Annotated in this window: 25 protein-coding genes; 9 read left to right on the top strand and 16 right to left on the bottom strand. The window is 45.4% G+C overall.

All coding sequences use genetic code 11. The features are described 5' to 3' along the window. Positions 1-171: 171 nt before the first annotated feature. From ICN44_RS11165 to ICN44_RS11175, 3 genes are read right to left on the bottom strand one after another with little or no spacing between them, the layout of a single operon-like run. Entirely contained in the window at positions 172-1,341 is a 1,170-nt protein-coding gene (locus ICN44_RS11165) for an NAD(P)/FAD-dependent oxidoreductase (RefSeq protein WP_216264015.1), read from the bottom strand. A gap of 57 nt (positions 1,342-1,398) precedes the next feature. Further along, the gene (locus tag ICN44_RS11170; protein WP_216232805.1) at positions 1,399-1,566 is read right to left on the bottom strand and encodes a rubredoxin; all 168 of its coding nucleotides are present in this window, start codon (positions 1,564-1,566) and stop codon (positions 1,399-1,401) included. Between the two features lie 60 nt (positions 1,567-1,626). Next, positions 1,627-2,112 (bottom strand): rubrerythrin family protein, encoded by a 486-nt coding sequence (locus tag ICN44_RS11175; protein WP_216264016.1) that lies wholly within the window; start codon positions 2,110-2,112, stop codon positions 1,627-1,629. 144 nt (positions 2,113-2,256) lie between these two features. On the opposite strand from ICN44_RS11175, the gene ICN44_RS11180 reads away from it, so the two are divergent. Continuing rightward, positions 2,257-3,162, top strand: coding sequence for a hydrogen peroxide-inducible genes activator (locus tag ICN44_RS11180; protein ID WP_215321764.1), 906 nt, complete (start codon positions 2,257-2,259; stop codon positions 3,160-3,162). Positions 3,163-3,233: 71 nt separating this feature from the next. Then, positions 3,234-4,334, top strand: coding sequence for an alkene reductase (locus ICN44_RS11185; RefSeq protein WP_216264017.1), 1,101 nt, complete (start codon positions 3,234-3,236; stop codon positions 4,332-4,334). Between the two features lie 56 nt (positions 4,335-4,390). On the opposite strand, the gene ICN44_RS11190 is transcribed toward ICN44_RS11185, so the two are convergent. The 5 genes from ICN44_RS11190 to ICN44_RS11210 form a co-directional block, all read right to left on the bottom strand. Further along, positions 4,391-4,576, bottom strand: a complete 186-nt coding sequence (locus ICN44_RS11190; protein WP_216264018.1) for a hypothetical protein — start codon at positions 4,574-4,576, stop codon at positions 4,391-4,393. Further along, on the bottom strand, positions 4,569-5,105 hold the full coding sequence (locus ICN44_RS11195) for a cytochrome b (RefSeq protein ID WP_216264019.1): 537 nt from the start codon (positions 5,103-5,105) through the stop codon (positions 4,569-4,571). The genes ICN44_RS11190 and ICN44_RS11195 overlap by 8 nt, the downstream gene beginning before the upstream one ends. 97 nt (positions 5,106-5,202) lie before the next feature. Next, positions 5,203-5,394, bottom strand: coding sequence for a hypothetical protein (locus tag ICN44_RS11200; RefSeq protein ID WP_072582957.1), 192 nt, complete (start codon positions 5,392-5,394; stop codon positions 5,203-5,205). 23 nt (positions 5,395-5,417) lie between these two features. Next, positions 5,418-6,026: a hypothetical protein gene (locus ICN44_RS11205; RefSeq protein WP_255537609.1), complete on the bottom strand. Its 609-nt coding sequence runs from the start codon at positions 6,024-6,026 to the stop codon at positions 5,418-5,420. 192 nt (positions 6,027-6,218) lie between these two features. Then, on the bottom strand, positions 6,219-7,364 hold the full coding sequence (locus tag ICN44_RS11210) for an L-lactate dehydrogenase (protein WP_216264020.1): 1,146 nt from the start codon (positions 7,362-7,364) through the stop codon (positions 6,219-6,221). Positions 7,365-7,512: 148 nt separating this feature from the next. Here ICN44_RS11210 and ICN44_RS11215 point away from each other — a divergent pair, with 148 nt between their 5' ends. Both ICN44_RS11215 and ICN44_RS11220 read left to right on the top strand, forming a co-directional pair. Beyond that, positions 7,513-8,415, top strand: a complete 903-nt coding sequence (locus ICN44_RS11215; RefSeq protein ID WP_216264021.1) for a DMT family transporter — start codon at positions 7,513-7,515, stop codon at positions 8,413-8,415. Positions 8,416-8,530: 115 nt separating this feature from the next. Further along, positions 8,531-9,679: an aminotransferase class V-fold PLP-dependent enzyme gene (locus tag ICN44_RS11220; protein WP_216264022.1), complete on the top strand. Its 1,149-nt coding sequence runs from the start codon at positions 8,531-8,533 to the stop codon at positions 9,677-9,679. 79 nt (positions 9,680-9,758) lie between these two features. On the opposite strand, the gene ICN44_RS11225 is transcribed toward ICN44_RS11220, so the two are convergent. Further along, a complete protein-coding gene (locus tag ICN44_RS11225; protein ID WP_216264023.1) occupies positions 9,759-10,388 on the bottom strand; it encodes an FABP family protein in 630 nt (209 codons plus the stop codon). A gap of 81 nt (positions 10,389-10,469) precedes the next feature. Between ICN44_RS11225 and ICN44_RS11230 the strand changes: the two genes are divergently transcribed. Further along, entirely contained in the window at positions 10,470-10,748 is a 279-nt protein-coding gene (locus ICN44_RS11230) for a hypothetical protein (RefSeq protein ID WP_216264024.1), read from the top strand. Between the two features lie 20 nt (positions 10,749-10,768). On the opposite strand, the gene ICN44_RS11235 is transcribed toward ICN44_RS11230, so the two are convergent. From ICN44_RS11235 to ICN44_RS11250, 4 genes are all read right to left on the bottom strand, one after another. Next, complete coding sequence (locus ICN44_RS11235; protein WP_216264025.1) at positions 10,769-11,746, bottom strand: DMT family transporter; 978 nt, start codon at positions 11,744-11,746, stop codon at positions 10,769-10,771. 6 nt (positions 11,747-11,752) lie between these two features. Next, positions 11,753-12,634 carry an NAD(P)H-hydrate dehydratase gene (locus tag ICN44_RS11240; RefSeq protein ID WP_216264026.1) on the bottom strand — a complete coding sequence of 294 codons (882 nt, stop codon included), beginning with the start codon at positions 12,632-12,634 and terminating at the stop codon, positions 11,753-11,755. Between the two features lie 63 nt (positions 12,635-12,697). Continuing rightward, positions 12,698-13,435 (bottom strand): ABC transporter substrate-binding protein, encoded by a 738-nt coding sequence (locus ICN44_RS11245; RefSeq protein ID WP_216264027.1) that lies wholly within the window; start codon positions 13,433-13,435, stop codon positions 12,698-12,700. A 139-nt stretch (positions 13,436-13,574) separates the two neighbouring features. Next, positions 13,575-13,778 carry a hypothetical protein gene (locus tag ICN44_RS11250; protein WP_072582947.1) on the bottom strand — a complete coding sequence of 68 codons (204 nt, stop codon included), beginning with the start codon at positions 13,776-13,778 and terminating at the stop codon, positions 13,575-13,577. Positions 13,779-13,944: 166 nt separating this feature from the next. On the opposite strand from ICN44_RS11250, the gene ICN44_RS11255 reads away from it, so the two are divergent. Genes ICN44_RS11255 through ICN44_RS11265 form a run of 3 tightly spaced genes read left to right on the top strand, consistent with a single transcriptional unit; the run spans position 13,945 to position 16,563 of the window. Beyond that, positions 13,945-14,802: an LOG family protein gene (locus tag ICN44_RS11255; protein WP_216264028.1), complete on the top strand. Its 858-nt coding sequence runs from the start codon at positions 13,945-13,947 to the stop codon at positions 14,800-14,802. A gap of 27 nt (positions 14,803-14,829) precedes the next feature. Continuing rightward, positions 14,830-15,342, top strand: coding sequence for a hypothetical protein (locus ICN44_RS11260; RefSeq protein WP_216264029.1), 513 nt, complete (start codon positions 14,830-14,832; stop codon positions 15,340-15,342). Positions 15,343-15,345: 3 nt separating this feature from the next. After that, the gene (locus ICN44_RS11265; RefSeq protein WP_216264030.1) at positions 15,346-16,563 is read left to right on the top strand and encodes an aminoacetone oxidase family FAD-binding enzyme; all 1,218 of its coding nucleotides are present in this window, start codon (positions 15,346-15,348) and stop codon (positions 16,561-16,563) included. Positions 16,564-16,583: 20 nt separating this feature from the next. Here ICN44_RS11265 and ICN44_RS11270 read toward each other — a convergent pair whose 3' ends face one another. Further along, the gene (locus ICN44_RS11270; RefSeq protein WP_216264031.1) at positions 16,584-17,348 is read right to left on the bottom strand and encodes a TerC family protein; all 765 of its coding nucleotides are present in this window, start codon (positions 17,346-17,348) and stop codon (positions 16,584-16,586) included. Positions 17,349-17,428: 80 nt separating this feature from the next. Next, positions 17,429-17,818: a group II truncated hemoglobin gene (locus tag ICN44_RS11275; protein ID WP_216264032.1), complete on the bottom strand. Its 390-nt coding sequence runs from the start codon at positions 17,816-17,818 to the stop codon at positions 17,429-17,431. Between the two features lie 104 nt (positions 17,819-17,922). On the opposite strand from ICN44_RS11275, the gene ICN44_RS11280 reads away from it, so the two are divergent. Then, entirely contained in the window at positions 17,923-18,450 is a 528-nt protein-coding gene (locus ICN44_RS11280) for a phasin family protein (protein ID WP_216264033.1), read from the top strand. A gap of 51 nt (positions 18,451-18,501) precedes the next feature. On the opposite strand, the gene ICN44_RS11285 is transcribed toward ICN44_RS11280, so the two are convergent. Then, positions 18,502-18,723, bottom strand: a complete 222-nt coding sequence (locus tag ICN44_RS11285) for a TIGR02450 family Trp-rich protein (RefSeq protein WP_216264124.1) — start codon at positions 18,721-18,723, stop codon at positions 18,502-18,504. Positions 18,724-18,994: the final 271 nt, after the last annotated feature.

An 18,994-nucleotide genomic window follows, 5' to 3' on the forward strand; every position in this document is an offset into this window, starting at 1 on the left:
GTTTTAAAACCACCCCTACCGGAGAGGTAATGCTCAATGACTACTAGCTTGAACTCTTTGCTGTATTTGGACATGAGACTGACCCTGTTGAGTTGGATTGGGTGTCCAACTTTTGTGGGTCAGTTCAATCGCGGGCCTTTTTGTTTGATCAATCAAATCAATCTAGGAGATTTAAGCCAGAATAGCTGGCAGCTCCTTGGTGAGGGCGCCACGTTGTGTGGTGGCGGTACCCATCAATACAAAGCCCAACAACTTGCCATCAACTGATTCAAAACGAGACTCTAGGCCACCTTCAATGGAGGTTGTCGTCCAATTGCCTTCGGCACCTTTAGCTGGTGGAGAGACAATGGTGGCTAAGGCCGGGGTTTTGACCATCACCGGCATCGCTGGATAGGTAAGTGCGGTAGTTTGTCCGATTAAGGTAGGTGCTAATGCTCTTGCTGCTTGCATGATGGGCATCACGTAAGGCAGAACTAAGCCGTCCACCTCTGCGCAATCTCCAATAGCAAAGATGTTTTTCATATTGGTTTCGAGTTCGCGGTTTACCTGAATGCCAGCTCCTGTATTAATGCCACATGCTTTAGCTAATTCAATTCTAGGCTTCAGACCAACAGCCGATAAAAATACGTCGCAAGAGATTGTGTTGCCATTAGCTAGTGTCACCTGCAAAGAATTTCCGTGACGATCAATCGCTTGCACCGTTGTAGAAAGGTGCCAACGCACGCCAGCCGTGCTGAGTTTCTCCTGCAGCTCCAGAGCTGCAGCTTCAGGCAATAGGCGACCCAGAGCCTGTGGAGCTAAGTCAATCACATCTACTTCATAACCGCCCAGCACTAGATCGTTGGCAAATTCACAGCCAATCAGGCCTGCACCCAGAATAGCAATTTTCTTTTTTCCAATGATTGCATCGCGAAAGCGTGCATAGTCTTCTAGATCGTTTACTGTGATGACTTCCTTAGCAGCGCTTCCTAGGAGCGGGAGACGGATTTGATTGGCGCCCAATGCCATTACTAGTTTTCCATAAGGCACTTCACCTTTGCTGGTTTGAATGGTTTGCGCACTAGGATTAATTGAGATGACATCACACTCACCCAAGACAGTCATTTCTAGTTGCGTTGCCATGCCATCAGATGGTGTGGAGATTAATTGCGCTGCTTCTTTCTTACTCGCAAGAGCGGTTGAAAGCATGGGCTTGGAATAAAAGTAACCAGGCTCACGTGTTACTAGCGTAATGGGGGCTGCTTTATCCAGTTTTCGGATTTCACGGATAACGGTGTAGCCAGCCAATCCACTGCCAATGATGACAATTGCGGATTGGGATTGAGGGGTAATTTGATCCAAAGCTGGGCTCTCCAAGTGACGAATAGGTAAACAGGGTAAAGGGGCGCTGAAGTGGTCTTAGCTTACCTGAACCATTTCAAAGTCTGCTTTTGCTACACCGCAATCAGGGCATTCCCAATCTTCTGGCACATCAGCCCAGAGAGTTCCAGCTGGAATACCATCTTCTGGAATTCCTTTGGCTTCGTCATAAATATAGCCGCACACGATACATTGGTAAGTGTTCATTTTGATTCCTTAAATAGTCTGTTGATTTTAAATTTAATTTCTAATTATTTCTGGACTCGTTTAATGAGCTGCAAAAACCTTTGCTTTTTCCAAAGCCTGCTTGTAATGGTTTGCATGACGCTCTTCAACGTTTGCTAACGCAGCGAAGCGTTTTGCTGCTTTTGCCAATACCGCCTGAAATTGCTCAGCATGCTCTTTAGATTCCGCAATTTGCTCATCGATTTCTTGTATGGCCGCAGAATTGCCTTCTTCAACTGCCGTTTTCCGAAAGGATGGGTACATCTCGGTGTATTCATAGGTTTCGCCTTCAATGGCAATCTCTAGGGCGCGTGCAGGAGTAATGGTGCCGGCAGGGTAGAGTAAGTCTAAGTGGCCAAAGGCGTGCATCACTTCTTGGTCAGCGGTAGCTTCAAAGATCTTTGCGGTTTCTTCGTCGCCAGCAGCGCGAGCCAATTTAGCAAAGTAACGATACTTAATATGAGCCATGGACTCTCCGGCAAAGGCGGACTCTAAGTTTTGGATGGTTTTGATTTCTGGGCGTGCCATTTTGATTCCTTTATTAAGACATACGGTTTGTTGAGTATTTTTTGCTGCTTTCTCAACCATGAATGCAGTGTGCACCTTATTTATTGATCAGTCTAATGAATCATTATGATAGTATTTATCTAATTATTCGATAAAGGAGGGAAAATGGCCTATTTACCGTCTTTAAGGCAGCTGGGGTATTTCGTTGCATTGGCAAAAGAACTCAATTTCACGCGCGCAGCACAGGCTTGTTTTGTTGGCCAGTCCACTTTAAGTGCCGGCCTGAAGGAGTTGGAGGATGCGCTGGGAATCCATTTGGTGGAGCGTGATCGACAGAATGTATCCATCACTCCAATAGGTTTGGAGGTTCTTGAGCGTGCCAAGCTCATCTTGGCGGCATCTGAGGATTTGGTGGAGTATGCAGGCGCAACCGGCAAGCCCATGACTGCCACAATTCGTTTGGGCGTCATACCCACTATTGCACCATTTCTATTGCCAACAGTGCTTCCGGAAATTCGTAGCCGTTTTCCAGAACTTAAAATCACACTCAGAGAAGATCTCACTGCCAATCTCCTTTCCAGATTAGCTGAGCATAAATTGGATTTTGCTCTGATAGCACTTCCATATGATGTTGAGGGTCTTCTCGTTCAGGAATTATTTGACGACCATTTTTGGTTGGTTGCGAAAGAAGGTGATCCCGCCTTGAAGGGAAAAGAAGTGACCTTACCTGCCAAGATGGCCGAACGCCTCTTGCTACTTGAAGAAGGGCATTGTCTACGAGAGCATAGTTTGCAAGCGTGCAAGCGCACTGACATTCGTAAGGCTGAGGGGATGGAAGCCACTAGCTTGTTGACCTTGTTGCAAATGGTGGAGTCTGGACTTGGCATTGCTTTACTTCCCGGAATGGCAGTTAAAAGTAGTCTATTAAATAACTCTGAGTTAGTGGCAAAAGAGTTGGCCTCACCAGCGCCCAAGAGAGTGATTGCCTTAGTTGCAAGACCTTCTACCGCGCACACTCAAGAATTTAATGCGCTGGCAGATTGCATACGCGAACAATTTGGAACCGCATAATCACATGCTCAGCAAAATTTGTTAATCCTTGTTACAGTCAATCCTCTTTTTACTCATTTAAAAGGCAGCAAATGTCAGGCAAAGAAATTATGTTCACTCCGGTAAATCTGGGGGCACTTCATTTAAAAAACCGTTTGGTAATGGCGCCGCTCACGCGAATGCGTGCAGTTGATGGTGATGTTCCTAATCCGTTAGCGAAAACCTATTACGCGCAACGTGCGAGTGCCGGACTCATTATTACTGAGGCAACACAGATTTCTCCATTGGGTAAGGGTTACCCAGCAACGCCTGGAATCTATTCGGCGGAACAAACCGCTGCATGGAAAGAGATTGTTGAGGCAGTTCATGCCAAGGGTGGTGCGATAGTTGCCCAGCTGTGGCACGTAGGCCGTATCTCCCATTCTTCCTTACATCCAGAGCAGGGTGTACCTGAGGCACCCTCTGCAATTGCTGCGGCTGGTCAAACGTATGGCGCAGATTGGAAGTTGCATGATTATGAGACTCCAACGGCAATGAGTTTGGAAGGTATCGCTCGCTTGCTCAAAGAGTTTGAGGCGGCAGCACAGAATGCAAAAGCTGCAGGCTTTGATGGTATTGAAATTCACTCGGCTAACGGCTACTTGCTGGATCAGTTCTTGCAAGATAAAACCAATCAACGTACAGATGAATATGGCGGTTCGATTGATAATCGTCTGCGTCTATTGGGTCAAGTCATCGAATCTGTAAGCAAAGTATTCTCGAGCGATAAAGTGGGAGTTCGCCTTTCACCATACGGCACTTTCAACGATATGGGGGATAGCAATCCAGTGGCATTGTTCACTGCCGCAATTGAGAAGCTCAATGGCTATAACTTAGCTTACGTGCATATGATTGAGCCTCGCTCAACCAGCGCTGGCGGCGGCGATCAAGTCTTTGAAGATGCTCCTATTACCTCAGAGATGTTCCGTGCTGCTTATCAAGGCAAATTTATCACCGCTGGTGGCTACGATCAGGCAATGGGTGAGAAGGTGTTAGAAGATGATTTGGCTGATGCGGTGGCTTACGGCCGTCTTTATATTTCTAATCCAGATTTAGCGGAGAGATTTCAGCAGGGTGCCAAACTAAATCCATACAACCGCGCTACTTTTTATGGTGGTGAAGAGGTGGGCTATACAGACTACCCAACTCTGTAATAGAAACCCCAGAGTCTTGGGGTGCTGAATAAATAATCCCGCCCAAAGAGGTGGGATTATTTTTTGTCTTCTGGATCTTTTAAAAGATCGTATTGATTGGCTACGAGCAACATGGCAAGAGATGCGCAACCCATGGCAAAAAATTGCCATTGATGCAGCATCGCTGTGCCCACCACCGTCATTAAGACGGTCCAGCCGATTGCCATCTTGGCTTTTTTAGAGAGAGGTTTCATTTTAGGCATTAACTTTATTCAACATACGACGAAGTGTATCGTCCTTTACAACGTAATGTTGCCACAAGCCTGCTAAAACATGAATACCAATCAAAAAGTAGAGCGAGTTTCCCAGGAATTCATGGATCCCTTCAACTACTTTTTTCATCTCTGGATTGGGGGTGACCAGCTGAGGCCATACCAAGCCAAAGAAGTGGATTTCTTTGCCGCCATACTGAAAATACAGGATGCCGAAAATAGGTGATATCAAGAGCAGGGCATATAGCAGCCAATGCATTGCTTTGGCCAATGAAATGAATAAAGTCTTTGGGTTAGTGGGCTCAGGAACGTCATAAGTCAAACGGATGATGAGGCGAAGAGCTATAGCTATAAAAATGAGCTGTCCAATCACCCCATGCACCGTTTTGCAAAGCTCACGAGGTTCGCTTCCTTTAGGGAATTGTCCCTTAAGCTCAATCACTGCAAAAGCGGCAATAACCAGGAAGAAAACAAGCCAATGAAAGAAGATGGATGCAGGGTGGTATTTGGTTTTAGGCATTACATGAGAATGTTAAGTGGACTCATCACAAATGATAATGAATCTCATTAACAGCATTAATGCCAGGGACTTTACCCCTTAAAAAGGGAATTCAAGCTCAGTTATTAAGTCTGACTTTAGCGCTAAGCTCATTTACTAAGCCGCGTTTATCTATTTGTGAGAGTCTAAGAGCTTCAACTTCGAAATCTAATTGCCCGGGATGGAATTCCTCGTCATTCTGAAGGTGGATGACATAAGTCCACACCAGTTCACGCCCCCGGTTTTTAAAAACATCGACTACTCGTTTCATTTAGACCGCCTTTGCGCTGAAGCTTATTGATTGCCGATAGATGGACTGGTAATCTTCATCTGCTGGCTTAAGTTAATTTTTAGTGCCACTAAGTTCCTCGCTTCAATGCGAATGACGCCGCCTCGTGGGCTATCAATATCAGCAATCAAAAAGAAAGATACTGAGATAACAAAAGGAAAGATCATAAATAGAGCGATGTTCTTCTCAAAATTCCGAGCGCCAAATCCGACTAAGAGATTGGCGCAAATAGCGATTGCTGCCATCAATGCCCAGGCCGTAAGGGGGATACGATTCCACCAAGCTGCTTGTACATAGCCTTGAGAATTCAAAACATCATTCATACCCGCGGCAACTAGTGCAATAGAGGCAGTGTGTTGCGTGCGAACAGTTGGAAGAATCTCATTCCAGAGGGCAGTTTGCAATTGATCTGTTTTACTGCGAATCTCTTCAATCTTTTCTGGGGTCTGCTTGGAGTAAAACAAAATACGTTGATCTACATATTGAAGCAAGAGACCCTTCGTTGCGTCAGCCGCCTTTGGTGGCAGTAGATCAGCCCTTAAGAATTCGGTGCCAATGGCATTTGCCTCGCCTTCCTCAAAGATCTCTCGCTGATCATGGCGATTGATAGCCATTGAGAAGGTAAAGCCAATAATTAAGGCGAGCAAGGTTAAGGTAGCCGTCTGAATAATGCCAAGATCTGCAGATGTCTCAGTATCTTTTGTACGGTAGCGACTCAGTGCGGCATATCCAAACCAAACAGAGAAGGCAAATGCTATAAGTGAGGCACCAAAGACGGCAAGAGGGTAGTTGAGGATGGGAAAAATTTAAAAGGTTCCTGGATACAAAATATCTTTAGTCACATTCTGAATATCGCGATGCCCTGTGAATGCCATGGTGATATCTAACTCATTGTGAATTAACTCTAAACACTTGGTGACACCAGCCTCACCCATGGCACCTAAGCCATATAGGAAAGGACGGCCAATCATCGTGCCGCGTGCACCCAAGGCCCAGGCTTTTAAAACATCTTGACCTGAACGAATGCCGCCATCCATCCATACTTCAATATCTTTACCAACGGCATCCACAATTCCGGGTAAAGCCTGAATGCTAGAAATCGCCCCATCTAATTGACGGCCGCCGTGATTAGAAACAATTAAAGCGTCGGCGCCGGAGTTTGCTGCTAAGCGCGCATCTCCTTCATCCAAGATGCCTTTGATAATCAGTTTTCCACCCCAGAGTTTTTTAATCCATTCCACATCACCCCAATTGAGACCCGGATCAAATTGTTCTGCAGTCCAAGAAGACAGTGAAGACATATTGCCGACACCAGTAGCATGACCAACAATATTGCGGAAGGTTCTGCGTGGCGTCATAGCCATACCCAAGCACCAGCGTGGCTTAGTTGCCATATTGATCATATTGGCAATCGTCAGCTTAGGAGGGGCGGAGAGACCATTCTTTAGATCCTTGTGACGTTGACCTAAGATTTGCAAATCCAAAGTTAAAACCAGTGCTGAACATTTGGCTGCTTTAGCGCGCTCAATCAAACGCTCAATAAAGCCGCGATCTTTCATGACATAAAGTTGGAACCAAAAGGGTTTTGTAGTGTGCTCCGCTACATCTTCAATTGAGCAAATACTCATAGTAGATAAGCAAAATGGCACACCAAACTTTTCAGCAGCCTTGGCTGCCAAAATTTCACCATCGGCATGTTGCATGCCAGTAAGGCCTGTAGGTGCCAGTGCCACCGGCATGGCAACTTCTTGACCAACCATGGTTGTCTTAGTGGTGCGGTTAGTCATATTGACCGCTACACGCTGACGCAATTTAATCTTTTGAAAATCGGATTCATTGGCGCGGTATGTTGACTCAGTCCACGATCCTGAGTCTGCATAATCGTAGAACATCTTGGGGGTGCGCTTTTGATGGAGGACCCGCAAGTCTTCTATATTGGTAATGATTGCCACAATGTATCCTTCTTTTTGATGCTATTTTGTTCAAGCAAAAGCTTAATTTAAGCTCTATCTTAGCAATACCGAGGATTTGTTTCTACAATGCTAGGTTATCCCTTGCTTGGGGACCTCAAATAACTACTTCCCCATTAAGCCCCCCTGTATGTACCAACTGAATTTCGCCACAATTGCCTACTTGCTCATAGCCACCGCTTTATGGGCGGGTAATGCAATCGCCGGGCGAGTATTGGTTGGAAGTATCTCCCCTATTACCTTAAGTGCGGTCCGCTGGGGATTAGCCGCCTTACTTTTGCTTCCTTTGGGTTGGCGTGTGCTGATGCCGGGAAGTGCCTTATGGCAAAACAAGAAACGTTTCCTTCTCTTGGGTTTATTCGGGGTAGGTAGTTACAACGTACTGTTATATCTCGCTCTTCAAACATCTACTGCTATTAACGTCACCTTGATCGGCGCTAGCATGCCCATCTGGATGCTATTCATTGGTGCAGTGTTTTATCAAGTAAAGCCCAGCATGTTGCAGATGATTGGCGCAGTAGTAAGCTTGCTGGGTGTTGGCATTGTGCTTACCCGTGGAGATCTAGCGGCCCTAATGTCTATGCAAATGGTGGTGGGCGATCTTTTAATTATGTTAGCCACTATCTTGTGGGCCTTTTATAGTTGGATGTTAAGTCGTCCAGGCACCAGCACAGAACGCCAATGGCCATGGGCTGAATTTTTAATGGCGCAAGTAACAGTGGGTCTGTTGTGGACGGGATTTTTTGATGGCTTTGAAATTGCAGCTGGTCATGCTTTTCTAGATCTCAATTGGTGGACCGCTTCTTTAATTGTCTTTGTCGCAATTGGCCCCTCCTTAATTGCTTATCGTTGCTGGGGTCTGGGCGTGAATGGAGCAGGGCCTACGGTTGCCGCTTTTTTTGCTAATTTCATACCCTTATTTACTGCGCTTTTATCGGCCGCTATGCTGGGTGAGCCTCCCCAACTATTTCATGGGCTCGCCTTCGGTCTAATTGTGGCGGGTATTGTTATTTCCTCGAAAAAGAGAAAGTAAAACTCCCAAAGCTGGCAAAAACGCCCTTTTAAGCAGGGTTTTGAACCGGAGTCCCCAAAAAAGACTTAAATCGGTATCATTTAGGGCTAATCACAGAAATCCCTAGGAAATTACTATGCCAGGCTTACTTCCCAATGTTGATCCAGATGGTTTATTAGAGTTCTCGGTTGTTTATACCGACCGCTCCTTGAATCACATGTCTGAAGAGTTCAAGCGCGTGATGGTGGACATTTCGAGCGTCCTTAAGGATGCCTACAACGCTAGCTCTGCAGTCATCGTTCCCGGTAGTGGAACTTTTGGCATGGAAGCAGTGGCCCGCCAATTTGCCAACAATGAAAAATGCTTAGTCTTGCGTAATGGCTGGTTTAGCTATCGCTGGACGCAAATCTTTGATTTAGCCAACATCACTAAAGACGTTACGGTTATCAAAGGCCACCAGTTAGAAGACTCAACACAGGGCGTATTTGCACCAGCTCCAATCGAAGAAGTGGTTGCTTTCATCAAGAAAGAAAAACCAGCAGTGGTATTTGCGCCGCACGTGGAAACTTCTGCCGGCATCATTCTTCCAGATGATTACCTCAAAGCTGTCGGTGAAGCAGTACGTTCTGTAAATGGTTTATTTGTATTAGATTGCATTGCCTCTGGCGCAATGTGGGTTGATATGAAAGCTTGTAATGTCGACGTATTAATTACTGCACCTCAAAAGGGTTGGAGTAGCTCCCCATGCTGCGCATTGATCGCTCTTGGCGATCGTGCACGTGAGCGCATTGATACAACCCAAAGCAGCAGCTTTTCTATGGATCTCAAAAAGTGGCTTCAGATTATGGAGGCATATGAAAAGGGTGGACATGTGTATCACACCACTATGCCTACTGATGCCTTAAAGATTCTGCGTAATGTGATGAAAGAGACTCAGTCGCTTGGCTTCGCAGCGTTAAAGGAGAAGCAAATAGAGTTGGGTACAAAAGTACGCAACCTATTGGTTTCTCAAGGATATAGCTCAGTATCTGCTAAGGGCTTTCAGGCCCCTGGCGTGGTCGTAAGCTATACCAAAGATCCTGATATTCAGTCTGGTAAAAAGTTTATTGCTCTGGGTATGCAAACAGCTGCAGGCGTTCCTTTGCAGTGTGACGAGCGTGCAGATTTCCGCACCTTCCGTCTTGGATTGTTTGGTTTAGAGAAGTTGGCGAATGTTGATCGCACAGTTGGACAACTTGCTACCGCATTAGAAAAAATTACTGAGACTGAAGCGCAGCCTGCGTAATCAAGTAAAGTAGTTCAGTATTAAGAAATAAAGGCCATCATCTGATGGCCTTTATTACATTTTAGTGTGATAACCGCTTTTATCTAGCCAGGGGATTGGGAGTAGCTTCCCCGATCTTATGTAGGGTGTTGTTATCAACGTGATGAAATAACGCTACTTGATCTTTAATCTTCATCACCGTGTCTTGTTCATAAGACCAAGTGCCATCATCGTGAATTGAAACCTGAATACGAAACTCAACTGTTCTGAAGGCGTAATCTAAAAATGGATTGGATGAGATGCCTGCGCAGCGATCATCTTCTTTTGCGTGCAGTTCAAATTGCCTTGCATTTGCAGCAGCATTACCAGAAGCCATCGTAATCATGCCTCGAGGAATGCTCAGTGTATGAATGATGTTGCCAGTTGCTGGCTCCCATAACCAATATCCTACTTGGTCGTGATAGGTCTTTACTTGATCGGGTTTAGTGATGTGGGTGTGGTATCTCAAACCATAAAAGAGCTGAGGGCCATTAGTTTGGGGATCAATTGGTTGAAGCTCAATTCTCTCGACATAAGCTTGCTTCTTAGGTCCCTCAGCTTTGGGTTTTACGTCTAAGCCACGAATGCCTTCCCAGATCCCAGCCATGCCAGTCAAGGGCCCAAGCTGTTCTAGGGTATTGACTGAGTAGCCTTGGGGCTCGGTAAAAATGTCGTTCGGAAAATCACTCATGAGCAACCTTTTAAAAATCAAGCATTTTTCTCAAACTTTTGAGTATTATTAAATTATCCACAAACTATCTTGGAGAGTTACATGACTTCTCGTATCGCGCGCTTGAGCCTGGCAACCCTGATTTCTGCTGCTATCGGTATCGCCCCTATCTCTGTGATGGCTGCCGATCCAGCGCCTGCAACTGCACCAGCGGCTGCACCTGCTGCCGCTCCAGTGTCCGCACCTGCCGCTACTCCCGCTGAGAAGTCTGCCAATAAAAAAGCAAAGAAACAAGCAAAGAAAGAAAAGAAAGCTGAGAAAAAAGCGAAAAAGAAGTCCAAAAAGAAGGCTAAAGCAGCAGCTGACGCCGCAGCTCAGTAATACACATAAATGAGTCCCCCTTAGTTGAGGGGCTCCGCACTATCGAAGTCATCAGATCCTTTGGGATTTGGTGACTTTTTTGTTGGCGCATCATTGCGCACTAACAACCACATTGCAGCCATCACCAAAGTCATGCCACCAATTTGTGTCCAAGTGATTGGCTCCGCCAGAATGAGGTATCCCATAAAGATAGTAGAGACTGGGCCAAGTATTCCAGCTTGAGCTACGAGTGGAGATCCGATGCGGTTTATGGCGATCATAATTAGCAACATTGGAATAACGGTGCATAAGCTGGCGTTCAGTAGGCTAAACCAATAAATTGGAAGGGGCTGCTCAAATATCGCTAGTGGGTTATGGATGGTTGACTGCGCTATGCTCAAAAATGCCGAGGCTGAGCTGGCATAGACAACTAAGCGCACGCTTCCAATACGCTTCACCATTTCTCCTGCACCAATCATGTAAGCCGCATAGGAGCAGGCACTGCCAAACACAAGAGCCATGCCTAACCAAGCATCAATGCCGGTGGAGCTCGCATCTTGAATAAAGACAATGAAAACGCCAATGTAGCCAACGATGAGAGAGAGCCACTGTAGTTGAGAGACCGGTTTCTTTAAAACAAAATAAGAGATTAATAAAACAATGGTTGGCGTGAGGTAGAGAACAATTCTCTCCAGGCCAACTGAGATGTATTGAAGTCCCAAGAAATCAATATAGCTTGATAAAAAGTAACCTAAAAATCCAAGAAAGAATAATTTTGCGCGATCAAGCCAAGTGATGGGATCCATTGCCTTGCGGCGGGACTCCCACCAGAATATTCCCCAGAACAAGGGAAGTGCCATGAGCATGCGTAAGGCTAGAAGCGTCTCCGCATTTGCACCATAACCAAAAGCGAGCTTGACCAAAATCGCTTTGCCAGAAAACAGCATGGAGCCTACTCCGGCCATCAAAATGCCATAGAGGTAACGTCGGTGATGATGTGCTGCGCTTACTGAATGCATAACGATTTATAACAGCTTATTGAGTAGCGCTCGCATTTCTAAAATGGTCTCGGAGGGGGTTAGGCCTATAGGTCCAATCCCTTTATTCACTAAGCTATCTGCAGCGCTAGCGTGTAATTCAACTGCAATCCCAGTAGCTTGCCATAAATCCAGTTGATGCCGAATTCCTTGGGCAGTAATGGCAGCAATGCTGCCCGTCAGAATATCCCCCATGCCTCCAGTACCCATTCCAGGATTTCCGGCAAGACATTGAACTAGAGGGTGCTGTGGTGAGGCAAGCAGGGTATGTTGTCCTTTAAGAACCACAATCGATTGTGTGAGCTCGACCAATTGTTGAATGGCACGTACGCGATCTGATTGCACTTCTTCGGTTGTCATCTTCAAAAGTTTAGCTGCTTCACCAGGGTGAGGCGTGAGAACAGTCAATTCTGGAGGAGTGTGATTGCGCGCTTGTAGTTGTTCAAGTAACTCAGTGGATTCGCTGATCAAATTAAGAGCATCAGCATCAATTACCAATGGAATGTTTGGATATAAGAGTGACGCACGCAGGCATTCAATCGCTAAAGCGGATTTGCCAAGACCTGGGCCAATAGCAATAACATCGGGCTGAGTGGTATTCAGAGCCTCATAAATATTATCTGTAGCCTGACGAATCATGAGCTCGGGTTGATCGACATCTGCACGTGCTGAAGCAGGATCTAAGATTTCTAGGATAGTCCAGCCTGCGCCAAGATGTAGGCAGGCATTGCCCGCCAAAATTAGGGCGCCCGCCATTCCTGAAGCACCACCAATTAAAACAACTTTGCCTGCATTGCCTTTATGCTCAGCGGGTCCTCGTTTTAGGTGTGCCGCAAGAGGAAGTGTATTAAGTTGAGCAGGAACATTCATGAATACAGTATCTTACTAAATTGCATGTATACATGCTAATCTGCACTAACTCAATTATCTTTATTAGTCAGCTACTTTTGCGCCTTGGATATTGTGAAGTTTCATGGCGTCTGCTACAAACCCAGACTGCTTGAGTTCTGCGATGACATTACTTAAATAGGCGCTTGTACTTTCATAATTGGCTCTAGCCTTCGGAATGCCAATCGCTTGATTAATCACCATGAAGCGACCAGGTAGCATGCGCAATCCCTCATAGCGCTTAGCATCACTTTCTAGCTGCTGTTTGACGCCTGCTGCAACATTGCCTGCTCCAGACATAAAGTCATCAATCACTGCCTGTGAGCTAGCAGCTCGTAATAGGGCGGCATTCTTAATTTCGCGCGTAAGGTAAAGATCATAGGCGCTACCTTTGCCAACGACAATTTCATTGCCGGCAGCATCTACTTCATCGTTAGTCTTTAATGGAGAAGAGGCTTTCACCATATAAGCACCTTCAATTTGTATATAGGCTGGGGTATAGCTGATGTCTGTGCCCCGGACTGGATCAATCGCCACAAAGACTAAGTCAATTTCTCCAGTCTTCACTGCATCTACTGTCGCACCTGCTGACTTAAAGGGGATTAATTGCACGGGCAATGAAATGCGTTTTCCAATCTCATTGGCAATATCAATTGTCACTCCGTACAAGTTTTTTGAATTTGGATCTTCATTAGCAAGAACCGGATTTCCCAAATTAATGCCAATACGCAAAACACCAGTTGGGGCGAAAGAAGATAAGGTGGGCTGATCAATGGTTTTCATGGGCTTGGATGATTGACTTATAGCAAGATGCGATATGCACAAAAGTGTAAGAGATAGGAGTGAGGAAAATATCAGCTTCATTAAAATATGGAGATAAAAAAACCGCGGCGGGCCGCGGTTTTATCAGCAAAAGAAAGAATTACTTCTTAGCATCGGCCGCTGGAGCAGCAGCAGGTGCTGTTGGAGCAGCGGCAGGAGCATCTTTCTTAGCTTCTTCCATATGAGCCGCTTCTGCACCATGCTTTTCGCCGCCCATATCAACGTTGCCGTCGCCTTTGAGGAGTAAGTAGGCGGTGGCACCAATTAAGACTAGTACCATGATGATGATTGAACGGTTGCTCATTGCTTTTCCTTCGATTTAGTTGAAATTCTGGCAATATTAACTCGCCTTTAGTACCAGGTAAATCCCAACAATCCCTAGAAGCCATATTCTTAGAGAGAACTAGGTATTAACACTAAGTTAGTACGCGGGTTAAGATTGATCTATACATGCCCTCAAAGGTTGCAATATGAGTCCGAAGCTCCCTATTAACAACTCACAGACTATTACTGAGTTTTTAAATCTTCACAAGAGCCAAATAGCAGAAGAAGATTCCGAGGATTCTTATAAGTTTGCTTTTGGTGACGAAGCCTTTTTAGCTCGCAGAGAGACTATGGGTATTCGCTTTGAGTTGGAGTTACTTAAGCCTAATGTTCTATTAAATGAGCAAGGCATTGAGCATACGATTACAGTCTTTGGCTCAACGCGATTTATTAGTCATGCTGAGGCATTGACCCTAAAGGAAAAGGCAAGGACTCCAGAGGAGACTGCGGCTGCTAATAAGGCACTCTTACACTGCAAGTACTACGAGTCAGCTCGAGAGTTCGGGGCATTAGTAGCTCACTACAACGCCACTCAAGAGAGCAGCGCCAATAAGCTTCATATTTGCACGGGTGGTGGCCCTGGAATTATGGAGGCCGCTAATCGAGGTGCATTTGAGGCGGGCGATAAAACTATCGGCTTTAATATCAGTCTACCTAGAGAGCAGCAACCCAATCTATATGTCAGCCCGGGCTTAAGTTTTCGCTTTCATTACTTCGCGCTACGCAAGATGCACTTTATGTTGCGCGCTAGAGCAATCGTAGCTTTCCCCGGGGGGTTTGGTTCCATTGATGAGTTATTCGAGGTGTTGACACTGATCCAGACTAAAAAAGTTGTTCCTATTCCGGTGATATTGGTGGGCAAGAACTATTGGAATGAGATGATTCGTTTTAAGCAGATGGTGGAATTTGGCGTCATTGATGAGGAGGATATGCAAACTATTCACTTTTCAGAGACTGCCCAGGAGGCTTGGCAGTTGATTCGGGATTGGTATCAATTGGGTTAACAAGCGCTCGCCTGTAAAATCACTCCTATGAATCCTTCGCAAACTAGCATCGCTACATCACTAGATCTTCCAGGCTATCTTTTGGGTGCCGCCATGCTCCTGTTGATCATGGTTTTTCATGGGGTAGCGTTACTGCAGATTGCCAAGCGCTATGAAGTGAAAACTTTTCTGTATTTGGCTGAGAAAAAATACTCTGCTGTGGCTCTCTGTTTTTACGTGAGCGTCTTCTGTTTGTTCTTAACCCATATCGCTGAAATACTGATTTGGGGTATTGCTTTGTACGCATTCAAGTTACTACCCGCTCTGGGGCAAAGTATTTTATTTAGCGGCAGTACCTATACGGCAATGGGATTTATGGAGGACATTCTTCCCGATGGCTGGAAGATGCTGGCAGTGATCATCGCTTTTTCTGGAATGTTTTCCTTTGCATGGACTGCATCAGTCATGATCTCCATGACCAAGAACTTCCGCCAAGCCTATACCAAGCTCCATATGAGAAAACTGAACATCTCATCTGACATCATTGATCGTTTTGAGTAATCGATGAGTAAAACTTGGGATGCCATCATTATCGGTGGCGGGGCAGCTGGCCTATTTTGCGCAGGAGTTGCTGGTCAGTTAGGAAAAAAGGTACTTGTACTGGATCATGCTGAGGTTTTAGGCGAAAAGATTCGTATAAGTGGTGGTGGCCGTTGCAACTTTACCAATCTCCATAGTAGTCCGGCCAACTTCTTATCTCTCAATCAGCATTTTGTAAAAAGTGCACTCGCTAGATACCCCTCAACAGAATTTATCAAGCTGGTGACATCTCATGGCATTAATTATCATGAGAAACACCAAGGCCAATTATTTTGCGATGATTCTGCCAAACATATCATTGAGCTATTGTTTGCAGAGTGCGCCAAAGGAAATGTGACCATACGTCATCCAGTCTCCGTGCAATCAATTGAGCAAGAGGATGATCGATGGCTCATCCAAACGAATGCTAGCACCGAAAAAACCAAGTCAGTAGTCATGGCAACGGGTGGTTTACCAGTGCCCGCCATTGGAGCTACTGCTTATTCTTTGGATGTTGCAAAGCAGTTTGGATTGAATGTGGTGGATCCTAGACCTGCTTTAGTGCCACTCTCATTTACTGCAGATAACTTCGGTGATCTCAGTGAGTTGGCCGGTCTAGCTGTCCCAGTCAGAATTGCCTCCGGTTCAAAGGGCCATCGTTATGGCGCCTGTAGATTCAATGAAGATTTGCTGCTAACTCACAAAGGCTTATCAGGTCCTGCGGTTCTTCAAGCAAGCAGTTATTGGGAAGAGGGCGAACCGATTCACATCGATTGGCTTGGCGCAATTGAGCGTCCTGGAGGATTTAATTGTGATGAGCTCTTTAATAACGAAGAGAATCGCTTAAAGCTTACCGAAACTATTTTGGCTTCTGTGCTTCCTCAGCGCTTAGCTAAAGCATTTGCAGAGCAGCGCAATCTAATGGGTCGCAAATGGGCCGAAGTCTCTAAAAAAGATCGTCAAGCCCTTAAGGAGCTGCTAACGAACTGGTCTGTAAAGCCGGCAGGTACCTTAGGTTGGAAAAAAGCAGAGGTGATGTTGGGCGGGGTAGATACCAAAGAGCTCGACGGACAAACGATGATGTCGCGCAAGCATCCAGGGTTATTCTTCATTGGTGAGTGTGTCGATGTCACCGGTCATTTAGGCGGCCATAATTTCCAATGGGCATGGGCCAGCGGCTATGCTTGTGCGCAATCCCTATAAATTTCTCATCACACCAGGACTCACTTCGACAGTTTTTTCTTCTTTTCACGCGAGCGGATATTTAAAAGCTCAACCGATAAAGAAAATGCCATGGCAACATAAACATAACCTTTAGGAATGTGAACGCCCATTCCTTCTGCGATCAGTACCACGCCTACAACGGTCAGAAACGATAATGCCAATACTTTGATAGAAGGATGGCGCTGAACAAAATCCCCAATGGGCTTAGCGGCAATGAGCATGATTAGGACAGAAGCAAGGACTGCTGCGATCATCACGCTAATTTGATCCACCATACCCACTGCTGTTATCACGCTATCTAGGGAAAAAATAATATCTAGTAAGCCAATCTGTAGCACGGAGCCAATAAATAAAGAGAGCATTGACTTGGCGCGGTCTTTCCCCTGAGCGTCAGTTTGTTCATCGCCATGCTCACCCACCTCTACTTCAATATAAATTTCTTTGGAGGCCTTCCAGATTAGGAAGAAGCCACCAAGCAATAAGATTAAATCTCTGCCGCTAATCAGGTGGTCGGAGATGCTGAAGAGGGGGGTTGTGAGACCCATTACCCACGATAGACTTAGCAATAAAAGAATGCGAGTGACAAGCGCAAACAAAAGACCGAGGCGGCGAACCTTCTCCCGAATTTCAGAAGGGAGTCTGTTGGCAATAACGCTAATAAAAATGATGTTATCAATGCCGAGAATAATCTCAAGGGCAGAGAGCGTTAGAAAGGCAATCCAAGCATTGGGATTACTCAGGAGCTGCATTGTGCTTTCGATCATTTTCTACTTTACTAATGTAACTATTGATCAGAGTTTAGCGAATAACGATAAACATCCATCCCAGTTTAATGACCACATCATTAGTTGGGTTGATTCCTCATCCAATCCGCAGTGTTCAGAAAAGACTCTTCAAGTTGTTTCGCGGTATCACCGGTTATTCCGCACTCTTCCATAGCCTTATACATGCAGGCTAGCCATTGATCTCGCTCTTTTAAGCCAATCTTGAATGGCAGATGTCGAGCCCTTAGCATGGGGTGACCATATTTGGGTGAGTAGATATCAGGACCTCCCATCCAGCCCGTGAGGAAGAACTTGAGTTTTTCCCTAGAGCCGGAAAGGTCGTGAGGGTGCATGGACCTTAGATCCTCAAAATGGGGTTCTAGGGCCATTAAATCGTAAAAACGGTCTACTAATGCGTCAATTTGGTCTATGCCGCCTATAGACTCATAAATGGTTATTTTTTCACTCATTTTGTCATTTTAATGCGGTAAATTCGGGGAATTGGCAGTTCGCCTATTTCGGTATAGAGTTAAATGCCAAAGCTTTATTAACCCTTGTTTATAGGAGCGTAAAAATGGATGCAAAAGAACTTCAAAAATGGCAGCGTGAAAAAGCAAAAGAATTATTTGATTACTCACATACTTTGCTTGAGGCAGCCAAAAAATTAAGTGAGCATCATTTGGCAGAGATTGAGTGGGGCATGAAAAATGCCCTCGACAGTGCAAAGTCAGCCGCCAAAAATGATTTAGGTAAATTAAAAGACTTGCAAGAAGAGGCTGCAAAAGAAACTGCGAAACGTGCAGCCGCATATCAAAAGAAGGTAAAAGCAGTTTTAAAAGATCTCGGAGAGGGTGCTGCCGATGAAACAGAGAAGCATCTTGAAAAGGTTCGTAGCTCTTTGGTAACTTGGCTTGAGGATGCTGAAAATAAAATGCCAGCACATGCTGACAAGCTATCAAAGGTAGTTCATGAGATGTCAACGACAGGGCAAAACATGTTCAAAGAAGGGCGTCGTATTGTTAACCAAGTAGCCGAGACTGCTGAAAAGAATATCGATGAACTAGTTAAAAAATCTGGGGGCAAGAAGAAGGCTGATGAATAGCCCTGATTAAGCCAAGGAAAAACAAAACCGCCTCACAACTGGGGCGGTTTTTTATTTCCAGCCTTGTAACCATAATTCGCTGTTAGTAAGATCTCGCCATGCAATTTCTGTGGTTTGCTTGGAATAGACTGCTTCAATTTCCACAAACTCAATTTTTTCGTTTGGCGGTTCTGGCAGAATTACTTTACTCACCAAAAAATGCTTTTGCTTGGCAATCGGTTTAACTGCGGTCCATTTGGTGAGGAGTAATTTCTTAGGGCTGAGTCGATTCATCAGTAATGCATTCCGATTCTTTTTATAAGGCAGTGCACTGGAATTCTTGACCATTGATCAAAAGCAATCCTGAGGAGGGTGAGAATATGGTCCTCGATTGATCGGTTTTACCTGAGCATTTTTCATCAAAGTAGCTTTGGGTACCCAAGCTACCGCAATAATCTAGTACCACCCCCTTAAATTCCATTTGGGCCTTTCGGAGCACCATGGAAATTTTAGACTCGGAAGGGGAGTTACAACTCCAGGTGGTGTATGTCTCTCGACCGCAGGC

The organism is Polynucleobacter sp. JS-Fieb-80-E5 (assembly GCF_018882015.1).
Classification (GTDB): Bacteria; Pseudomonadota; Gammaproteobacteria; order Burkholderiales; family Burkholderiaceae; genus Polynucleobacter.

Bases quoted from the DNA above. Each gene is read 5' to 3' on its own strand.
- ICN44_RS11240 (WP_216264026.1), bottom strand. From the start codon at position 12,634: ATGAATGTTCCTGCTCAACTTAATACACTTCCTCTTGCGGCACACCTA.
- ICN44_RS11260 (WP_216264029.1), top strand. From the start codon at position 14,830: ATGAATCCTTCGCAAACTAGCATCGCTACATCACTAGATCTTCCAGGC.
- ICN44_RS11285 (WP_216264124.1), bottom strand. From the start codon at position 18,723: ATGAATCGACTCAGCCCTAAGAAATTACTCCTCACCAAATGGACCGCA.
- ICN44_RS11200 (WP_072582957.1), bottom strand. From the start codon at position 5,394: ATGAAACGAGTAGTCGATGTTTTTAAAAACCGGGGGCGTGAACTGGTG.
- ICN44_RS11275 (WP_216264032.1), bottom strand. From the start codon at position 17,818: ATGAGTGAAAAAATAACCATTTATGAGTCTATAGGCGGCATAGACCAA.
- ICN44_RS11255 (WP_216264028.1), top strand. From the start codon at position 13,945: ATGAGTCCGAAGCTCCCTATTAACAACTCACAGACTATTACTGAGTTT.
- ICN44_RS11220 (WP_216264022.1), top strand. From the start codon at position 8,531: ATGCCAGGCTTACTTCCCAATGTTGATCCAGATGGTTTATTAGAGTTC.
- ICN44_RS11235 (WP_216264025.1), bottom strand. From the start codon at position 11,746: ATGCATTCAGTAAGCGCAGCACATCATCACCGACGTTACCTCTATGGC.
- ICN44_RS11180 (WP_215321764.1), top strand. From the start codon at position 2,257: ATGGCCTATTTACCGTCTTTAAGGCAGCTGGGGTATTTCGTTGCATTG.
- ICN44_RS11215 (WP_216264021.1), top strand. From the start codon at position 7,513: ATGTACCAACTGAATTTCGCCACAATTGCCTACTTGCTCATAGCCACC.
- ICN44_RS11280 (WP_216264033.1), top strand. From the start codon at position 17,923: ATGGATGCAAAAGAACTTCAAAAATGGCAGCGTGAAAAAGCAAAAGAA.
- ICN44_RS11190 (WP_216264018.1), bottom strand. From the start codon at position 4,576: ATGCCTAAAATGAAACCTCTCTCTAAAAAAGCCAAGATGGCAATCGGC.
- ICN44_RS11175 (WP_216264016.1), bottom strand. From the start codon at position 2,112: ATGGCACGCCCAGAAATCAAAACCATCCAAAACTTAGAGTCCGCCTTT.
- ICN44_RS11225 (WP_216264023.1), bottom strand. From the start codon at position 10,388: ATGAGTGATTTTCCGAACGACATTTTTACCGAGCCCCAAGGCTACTCA.
- ICN44_RS11205 (WP_255537609.1), bottom strand. From the start codon at position 6,026: ATGGCTATCAATCGCCATGATCAGCGAGAGATCTTTGAGGAAGGCGAG.
- ICN44_RS11270 (WP_216264031.1), bottom strand. From the start codon at position 17,348: ATGATCGAAAGCACAATGCAGCTCCTGAGTAATCCCAATGCTTGGATT.
- ICN44_RS11265 (WP_216264030.1), top strand. From the start codon at position 15,346: ATGAGTAAAACTTGGGATGCCATCATTATCGGTGGCGGGGCAGCTGGC.
- ICN44_RS11245 (WP_216264027.1), bottom strand. From the start codon at position 13,435: ATGAAAACCATTGATCAGCCCACCTTATCTTCTTTCGCCCCAACTGGT.
- ICN44_RS11250 (WP_072582947.1), bottom strand. From the start codon at position 13,778: ATGAGCAACCGTTCAATCATCATCATGGTACTAGTCTTAATTGGTGCC.
- ICN44_RS11195 (WP_216264019.1), bottom strand. From the start codon at position 5,105: ATGCCTAAAACCAAATACCACCCTGCATCCATCTTCTTTCATTGGCTT.
- ICN44_RS11230 (WP_216264024.1), top strand. From the start codon at position 10,470: ATGACTTCTCGTATCGCGCGCTTGAGCCTGGCAACCCTGATTTCTGCT.
- ICN44_RS11185 (WP_216264017.1), top strand. From the start codon at position 3,234: ATGTCAGGCAAAGAAATTATGTTCACTCCGGTAAATCTGGGGGCACTT.
- ICN44_RS11170 (WP_216232805.1), bottom strand. From the start codon at position 1,566: ATGAACACTTACCAATGTATCGTGTGCGGCTATATTTATGACGAAGCC.